Source organism: Paraburkholderia sp. SIMBA_054 (assembly GCF_046534875.1).
GTDB classification, from domain to species: Bacteria; Pseudomonadota; Gammaproteobacteria; order Burkholderiales; family Burkholderiaceae; genus Paraburkholderia; species Paraburkholderia hospita.
The window spans coordinates 1-265 of the sequence record NZ_JAWRXV010000931.1; the positions used below are offsets into that span (position 1 = coordinate 1).

The window sequence follows — 265 nt, forward strand, 5'->3', positions numbered from 1 at the left end:
GGGCTGATTTAAACGTGGGCGGCTCGTCGCATCCGAAGCCGGCTTGTCGGAACGCGTGACCGCCTGATACTCCTTGCTAAGCCGCGCGATACGGTCTTCGTGCGGCGAGAGCACATCCTTGTCGAGTTTCGATGCCTGCGCATACCGGCGCGCCGCTTCGCTCATCTCGCCGCTTAGCTCGAGCGCACGGCCCCATCCCGCATACGACGGCGCGAGATCCGGCCGAAGCGATACGGCCTGAGAGAACTTCGCAATCGCATCGTTG

General features: G+C 63.4%; 1 pseudogene. It reads right to left on the reverse strand.

What is annotated here, in order from left to right:
• Positions 1-265, reverse strand: a pseudogene (locus SB822_RS57865) (tetratricopeptide repeat protein); the annotation flags it as partial.